Origin of the sequence: Marivita sp. GX14005, from assembly GCF_023370775.1 — a bacterium.
Taxonomy (GTDB): Bacteria; Pseudomonadota; Alphaproteobacteria; order Rhodobacterales; family Rhodobacteraceae; genus Marivita.
This window is the reverse complement of sequence record NZ_JAMCCQ010000008.1, coordinates 26,480-33,139: the sequence shown is the minus strand read 5'-3', so window position 1 is coordinate 33,139 and position 6,660 is coordinate 26,480. Positions and strand designations below refer to the sequence as shown.

Below are 6,660 nucleotides of genomic sequence, written 5' to 3'. Positions count from 1 at the left end.
TCAGCGCTTTCGGTGACATTCCTGCTTTGCGCAGCCGGTGACATTTCTGAATGGTGTTTACAAAAAAAGAAAAGGGCTTCGGCTGGCCTACCCCTTCACCACGCGGTCGAGTTGGCGCAACGTCGCCAGCAAGCGCGGCAATTGCTCCACCGGCACCATGTTGGGCCCGTCGGAGGGCGCATTATCGGGGGCTTCGTGGGTTTCGATGAAGACTGCCGCGACGCCCACCGCGACGGCGGCGCGGGCGAGCGGCGGGACGAATTCGCGCTGCCCGCCGGAGCTTGTGCCCTGCCCGCCGGGAAGTTGCACCGAATGGGAGGCGTCGAACACCACCGGGTAGCCGGTCTGCGCCATGATCGGGAGCGAGCGCATGTCGGAGACCAGCATGTTGTAGCCGAAGCTGGCGCCGCGTTCGCAGAGCAGGATGCGGGTGTTGCCGGTGCTGGCGAGTTTGGCGGCGACGTTTTCCATGTCCCACGGCGCAAGGAACTGGCCCTTCTTGACGTTGATCGCGGCGCCGGTTTCGCCGGCGGCGAGCAGCAGGTCGGTCTGGCGCGACAGGAAGGCGGGGATTTGCAGGATGTCCACCACTTCAGCCACCGGGGCGCATTGGTCTGCGGTGTGGATGTCGGTCAGCACGGGGATGCCGAATTCGGCCCTGATCTTGCTCAGGATCGAGAGGCCTTCGTCCATGCCGAGCCCGCGCTTGCCTTTGAGCGAGGAGCGGTTGGCTTTGTCATAGCTGGCCTTGAAGATCCAAGGGCTGCCATCTGCTGCGGCGGCGATGCGCTCGGCCAGCATGCGGGCATGCTCCAGCGATTCCAGCTGGCAGGGGCCGGCGATCAGGGTGAGCGGAGCGGTATTCGAGACACTGATGCTACCGATAGAGACTGTTTTCATGGCGTACCCTCGCGTTTGAGGACCTCTTCGATGCGGGCCACATCGACGGGGTTGTTGAGTTCCCAGAACACCCGGCCCCGGCTTTCGACCGGCACACAGGTGACGGGGGTGCCGTTTTCCACAAAGCGCAGCTGCTCCAGCCCTTCGGCGCGTTCCAACGGGCCTTCGGGCCAGCCGGCATAGGCGCGCAAGGCGGCGGGCGTGTAGGCGTAGACGCCGACATGGTGCCAGACCTCGGGCGGATTGCTCAGACCACCCACATGGGGCAGCACTTCCTTGGAGAAATAGAGCGCGGTTCGGTCGGAGCGCATCACCGCTGTCGTGCCGCCGACCCGGCCTTCGCGGCGGTCGGTGACGAGGTTGGTCAGCGTCTGCGCGTCGCATTTCAGTACCGGGGTGGCCATTTGCACGCCCGGCTGCATCGCGCCGATCAGCGCCTCGACGAACCAATGCGGGGTGAGTGGCGCATCGCCTTGCAGGTTGACGATCACGTCAGGGTCCCGATCCAGCTGCGCCAGCCCTTCGGCGCAGCGTTCGGTGCCGTTGCGGGCACCCGTGGAAGTCATCAGCACATCGGCGCCGAAGCCTTTGGCCGCGTCCGCGATGCGGGCATCGTCGGTCAGAACATAGACCCTATCTATGCCGGAAACGCCCTTTGCCGCCTCCCAGGCGCGCTGGATCAGGGGTTTTCTCTCGCCCGTGGCGCCGGCCAGTTCGACCAGCGGCTTGCCCGGATAGCGGGTGGAGGCGTAGCGGGCGGGGATGAAGACCACGGCGCTCATGCCACACCCGCGCGCAGAAGGTCGTGGATGTGGATCAGTCCCACAAGCCTGCCCTCTTCCGTCACCATCAAGGCGCCGATCTTGTGGGCGTTCATCTCGGCCAAAGCCTCGGTGAGCAGCGCACCCGGCGCGATGGAGCGGGGGTTGCGCGTGGCCACTTCGCCCGCTGTCCGCCCCGTCAGCCCGTCGAGATTGCGGCGCAGGTCGCCATCGGTGATCACGCCTTCAAGCGCGCCCTCCTCGACCACGGCGGCGACGCCGAAGCCCTTGGCGCTCATCACCACCAACGTCTCGCCCATGGGCGTGTCGGGGGCGACCACGGGCAGGGCGTCATCCCGGTGCATCACCGCCGAGACACGCAGCAATTGCGCGCCCAGCGTGCCGCCGGGATGGAAGGCGTTGAAGCTGTCGCGGTCGAAACCGCGATGCTGCATCAGCGCCACCGCCAGCGCATCGCCAAGCGCCATCGTCAGCGTGGTCGAGGTGGTGGGGGCCATGCGCAGCGGGCAGGCCTCGGGCGCGTCGGGCAGTTGGAGCACGTGATCGGCGGCGCGGGCCAGCGTGCTGCCGGGCTTCTTGGTGATCGCGATGAGCGGGATCTCGAAGCGTGTGCAATAGGCGATCATGTCGGCCAGCTCGCGCGTCTCGCCCGAATTCGAGATCAGGATCACCGCGTCATTGCGGGTGATCATGCCCAGATCGCCATGGCTCGCCTCGCCCGGATGCACCGCCTGCGCCGGGGTGCCGGTGCTGGCCAGGGTGGCCGCGATCTTGGCTCCGACATGGCCCGATTTGCCCATGCCCGAGACGATCACCCGCCCCGGCAGATCGAGAAGCCGCGCCACGACGCTGTCGAACCCTTCGGGCAATGCCTCGGCCAGACGGCTCAGGGCGGCGGCCTCGGTGGCGAGCACCTGGCGCGCGATCTCGGTGGGGGTGTCGGTCATGTCGGCCTGCGGTCTGGTTCGGGGCGGTGATAGCTTGTGGCGTGCGCGCTGTCCAATGCGGGGGCAGCGTTACATCTGCCGCGCGCCGGCTTCGGGGATCGGCACATCGGCTCCGCCCCAGATGTTCCAGCGCGCGCGCATCATCTCGATTGCGGCGGCGTCAAGCTCGGCGCGGCCCTTGTCTTCCTCGCGGTGCCGGTAGAGCGCGGCGGCGCGATCGGCCTGCGTTGTCTTGGGTTCGGGTCGATCGGCGGCGAGCCAGATGCCGATGCCTGCTCGCGCCAGCGCGCCCGAGAGCCAGACATCGTCGACATGAAACGCCTCGGGGGGGATGTCGAAGCTCTGATCGTCCAGGAACTCGGGCCGCAGCACCACGCCGCCATAGCCTTCGAAGATATCGGCAAAGCCCGCCCGCGCGATGATGCGGCGCGGCGGCTTGCCGGCGAGCCCGACCTTGCCCTGCCCGCGCAGGATCTGGCGCAGGCGGGCGGCGCGATAGGCCATGTCCCATTTACGAGAGCGGCGCGCGTGGCGCGGGCTGGCGTGGGTTTTGCGCGGCGGCATCCCGGCGATGTCCCATCCGGCCAGCGCCACGGCGCGATCCGGGTAACGGTCAGCCTCTGCCAGCAGCCCGGCGGCCCAGCCGGGACGGTAATCGCGATCGTCGTCGCAGAGCAGCAGCCGCACGCCCTGCCCCTTATGGCGGCGCGCGGCGGGCAGAACCTTGGTGGCAGGGCCGTAATCGGTCTCGCTCCGGTGGATCGTCACGCCGTGGGGCACCGGCGGCAACGTGCCGTCCCAATCCGGAAAGCGGCGGTAGCGCTGCGGCAGGGTCAGCTCCACCCCGTCAACACCGGATTGCGCCACCAGCGATTCGAGCGTCGGGCCGATCAGGCCGAAGCGCGGCGGGATCGACGAAAGGGTGATGAGGGTCATCCGGACAGGCACTCGCAAACAGGCGCGGCCTCAATAGGGGCAAGCGCCCGTGGGGGCAAGCGGCGGGCGGCGGCGGTTTGCAGATGGCGCCCGGTGGCTCAGGGATGCCGCTTTTTCTGCGCATCGACATAAGAGCGCAAGACGGCATGCATGCGCGTCAGGTGGCCCTTCTGGTCCTGCTGCTTGAAAAATTCGATGATATCGGGATCGACGCGCATCGTGACGGGCTGCTTGATCCTGGGTGGCTGCGGGGTGGCGGTCTCCCAGAATCCATCGGGCATATCCGGTTCGGGCGCATCGGCGCGCGTCCGGCGCGTTTCGCCGCGCTTTTTCATGGCGCGGATGTCCTCAAGGGAAGCGGGTCTTGTAGGTTTCATACTCTTTGCGTCCTGCCTTCCATGCAGAGATAAGTCGGGTGCTTCCGCCCCGCTCGATATGGATCACCACGCAGGGGATGCCATTGCCGAGCTTCATGAATCCGAAATTTTTCCTGCCGAGCGGTTAACCTTAACCCAATCTTTACATTCCCCGCCGGATAAACACGTCAACGCAACCCTGACGGGAGATTTTCATCATGTCTGCCAAGACCGAACCATCGCGCAAGCGTGCCTTCATCACCGGGATCACCGGGCAGGACGGGGCCTATCTGGCGAAGCTGCTGCTGGAGAAGGGCTACGAGGTGCATGGCGGGTTGCGCCGCAACGCGCAGGCCGATCTGGCGCGGCTGGAGACGCTCGGCGTGGCGCATCGCGTGCATCTGCACGATCTCGACCTTTCGGAGATGAACAATGTCTTTCGCCTGCTCCGCGATGTGCCGGTGGACGAGTTCTACAACCTCGCCGCGCAGAGCTTTGTCGGCTCCTCCTGGGAGCAGCCGGTCTATGCGGGCGATGTGAACGGTCTGGGCGTGGCGCGTTTGCTTGACACATTGCGCACGCTGGCGCCCGAGACGCGGTTCTACCAGGCCTCGACCTCCGAGATGTTCGGGTTGGTGCAGGCCGTGCCGCAGGTGGAGACGACGCCGTTCTACCCGCGCTCGCCCTATGGCGTGGCCAAGGCCTACGGGCATTACATCACCGTCAATTACCGCGAGAGCTTCGGCATGCATGCCTCCTGCGGCATCCTCTTCAACCATGAAAGCCCGCTGCGCGGCGAGGAGTTCGTCACCCGCAAGATCACCCGCGGGCTGGCGCGGATCGCGCGCGGCGGCAATGCGCCGGTGCAGCTGGGCAATCTTTCGGCGCGGCGCGACTGGGGCTTTGCCGGCGATTATGTCGAGGGCATGTGGCGGATGCTGCAACAGGAGACCCCCGGCGACTATGTGCTGGCCACCGGCGTGACCACGCCGATCCGCGATTTCGTCAGCTTCGCCGCAGAGGCGCTCGACATGCCGCTCGACTGGCAGGGCGAGGGGGTGGAGGAGGTGGCCACCGACCGGCGCACCGGGCGGCGCGTCGTGGAGGTGAACCCGGCCTTCTTCCGCCCCGCCGAGGTCGATCTGCTGGTCGGCGATGCTTCCCGCGCGCGGCGCGAGCTGGGCTGGCGACCGGGCGTTGATGTGCGCGCCCTGGCGGGGATGATGGCGCGCGCCGATTACGACGCGGTGGCCTGACGGCGCGGCCTTGCGCCCTGCCCCGCGCCGGGGGCATAGAGGCGGCAAGCGCCCTGCCTGAAAGAGAGACACATGCCCCCCAAATTCGGCACCAGCGGCCTGCGCGGCCTTGTTAGCGATCTGACCCCGGAGCTGGTGGCCGATTATACGCGCGCCTTCCTGCGCGCCTGTCCGCATGGCGGCGCGGTGCATGTGGGGCGCGATCTGCGCGCCTCCTCGCCCGATATCGCCGAGGCGGTGATCGGCGCGGTGCGCGGCATGGGGCTGACCGCGGTGGATCACGGCGCCTTGCCGACCCCTGCGCTGGCGCTGGCCGCGATGGGGGCGGGGCAGGCGGCGGTGATGGTCACCGGCAGCCACATTCCCGCCGATCGCAACGGGCTGAAGTTCTACCTGCCCGGCGGAGAGATCGCGAAATCGGATGAGCAGGCCATTCTTGCCGCGCTCGGATCAGGCTCTGATACGGCGCAAACGGGCGAATACCGGCGCGGGCAGGGCGCGCTGGAGATTTACGTTTCGCGCTATGTCGAGGCGTTCGGCGCGGATGCGCTGACAGGCTGGCGCATCGGCGTCTACGAGCACAGCTCCGTCGCGCGCGATGCGCTGGCCGATGCGCTGGCGCGGATGGGGGCCGAGGTGATCCGGCTGGCGCGCGCCGATCATTTCATTCCCGTCGACACCGAAGCGGTGGATGCCGAGACCCGCGCCATGCTCAAGGACTGGTGCGCCGAGCACCGGCTCGATGCGCTGGTCTCCACCGATGGCGATGCCGACCGGCCGATGGTGGTGGATGCCGATGGGCATTTGGTGCCGGGCGATGTGCTGGGGCCGCTCACGGCGCGGTTCCTGGGCGCGGAGGTGATCGCAACGCCGGTCTCGTCCAACACGATGGTGGACGAAATGGGGTTCGCCCGGGTGATCCGCACGAAGATCGGCTCACCTTACGTCATCGCGGCGATGGAAGAGGCGGGCGGCAGGGTCGTCGGCTATGAGGCCAATGGCGGCTTCCTGCTGGGCTTCGCCGCGCAAGGGCCGGCGGGCGCGCTGGCGCCGCTGATGACGCGCGATTGCCTCTTGCCGATCGTGGCGCCGCTGGCGATGGCGCGGGCAAAAGGCGCGGATCTGGCCGCATTGGTGTCTGATCTGCCGCAACGCTTCACCGCGGCCGACCGGATCGCCGGGATCGCCAGCGAGGCGTCGCAGGCCTTTATCGCGGAGCTGACAGGCAGCCCTGAGGCGCGCGCGGCGTTTTTCGCGGGCCGGGCGGCGGAGAGCGAATGCGATCTCACCGACGGGCTGCGCGTGAGTTTCGCGGACGGCTCGGTGATCCACCTGCGCCCCTCGGGCAATGCGCCGGAATTTCGCTGTTACGCCGAAGCAGAGACTGTATCTCGCGCCGAGACGCTGATGCGCGAGACACTGGAAGCGGTGGCGGCGCGTTTGGCATAGGTGCCGGATGCGTCGACGCATCCGGGATGTTCAG

At 67.5% G+C, this 6,660-nt stretch carries 7 protein-coding genes; 2 read left to right on the top strand and 5 right to left on the bottom strand.

Going from position 1 to position 6,660, the window contains the following annotated elements; translation table 11 throughout:
- Nucleotides 1-87 precede the first annotated feature (87 nt).
- The 5 genes from kdsA to M3465_RS16930 form a co-directional block, all read right to left on the bottom strand.
- The gene (gene kdsA, locus M3465_RS16950) at nucleotides 88-900 is read right to left on the bottom strand and encodes a 3-deoxy-8-phosphooctulonate synthase (protein ID WP_249502887.1); all 813 of its coding nucleotides are present in this window, start codon (nucleotides 898-900) and stop codon (nucleotides 88-90) included.
- Complete coding sequence (locus M3465_RS16945; protein ID WP_249502886.1) at nucleotides 897-1,682, bottom strand: 3-deoxy-manno-octulosonate cytidylyltransferase; 786 nt, start codon at nucleotides 1,680-1,682, stop codon at nucleotides 897-899. Before M3465_RS16945 ends, kdsA begins: the two co-directional genes overlap by 4 nt.
- Nucleotides 1,679-2,629: a KpsF/GutQ family sugar-phosphate isomerase gene (locus M3465_RS16940; protein WP_249502885.1), complete on the bottom strand. Its 951-nt coding sequence runs from the start codon at nucleotides 2,627-2,629 to the stop codon at nucleotides 1,679-1,681. The genes M3465_RS16945 and M3465_RS16940 overlap by 4 nt, the downstream gene beginning before the upstream one ends.
- Nucleotides 2,630-2,698: 69 nt before the next feature.
- Nucleotides 2,699-3,565, bottom strand: a complete 867-nt coding sequence (locus M3465_RS16935) for a glycosyltransferase family 2 protein (RefSeq protein WP_249502884.1) — start codon at nucleotides 3,563-3,565, stop codon at nucleotides 2,699-2,701.
- A 98-nt stretch (nucleotides 3,566-3,663) separates the two neighbouring features.
- Nucleotides 3,664-3,900, bottom strand: coding sequence for a BrnA antitoxin family protein (locus tag M3465_RS16930; RefSeq protein ID WP_249502883.1), 237 nt, complete (start codon nucleotides 3,898-3,900; stop codon nucleotides 3,664-3,666).
- Between the two features lie 239 nt (nucleotides 3,901-4,139).
- On the opposite strand from M3465_RS16930, the gene gmd reads away from it, so the two are divergent.
- Together gmd and M3465_RS16920 are read left to right on the top strand one after the other, a co-directional pair.
- The gene (gmd, locus tag M3465_RS16925; RefSeq protein ID WP_249502882.1) at nucleotides 4,140-5,177 is read left to right on the top strand and encodes a GDP-mannose 4,6-dehydratase; all 1,038 of its coding nucleotides are present in this window, start codon (nucleotides 4,140-4,142) and stop codon (nucleotides 5,175-5,177) included.
- A 72-nt stretch (nucleotides 5,178-5,249) separates the two neighbouring features.
- Nucleotides 5,250-6,626, top strand: a complete 1,377-nt coding sequence (locus tag M3465_RS16920; protein WP_249502881.1) for a phosphomannomutase — start codon at nucleotides 5,250-5,252, stop codon at nucleotides 6,624-6,626.
- Nucleotides 6,627-6,660: the final 34 nt, after the last annotated feature.

Excerpts from the sequence above, each read along its gene's own strand:
- kdsA (WP_249502887.1), bottom strand. The coding sequence starts at position 900 with ATGAAAACAGTCTCTATCGGTAGCATCAGTGTCTCGAATACCGCTCCG.
- M3465_RS16945 (WP_249502886.1), bottom strand. The coding sequence starts at position 1,682 with ATGAGCGCCGTGGTCTTCATCCCCGCCCGCTACGCCTCCACCCGCTAT.
- M3465_RS16940 (WP_249502885.1), bottom strand. The coding sequence starts at position 2,629 with ATGACCGACACCCCCACCGAGATCGCGCGCCAGGTGCTCGCCACCGAG.
- M3465_RS16935 (WP_249502884.1), bottom strand. The coding sequence starts at position 3,565 with ATGACCCTCATCACCCTTTCGTCGATCCCGCCGCGCTTCGGCCTGATC.
- M3465_RS16930 (WP_249502883.1), bottom strand. The coding sequence starts at position 3,900 with ATGAAAAAGCGCGGCGAAACGCGCCGGACGCGCGCCGATGCGCCCGAA.
- gmd (WP_249502882.1), top strand. The coding sequence starts at position 4,140 with ATGTCTGCCAAGACCGAACCATCGCGCAAGCGTGCCTTCATCACCGGG.
- M3465_RS16920 (WP_249502881.1), top strand. The coding sequence starts at position 5,250 with ATGCCCCCCAAATTCGGCACCAGCGGCCTGCGCGGCCTTGTTAGCGAT.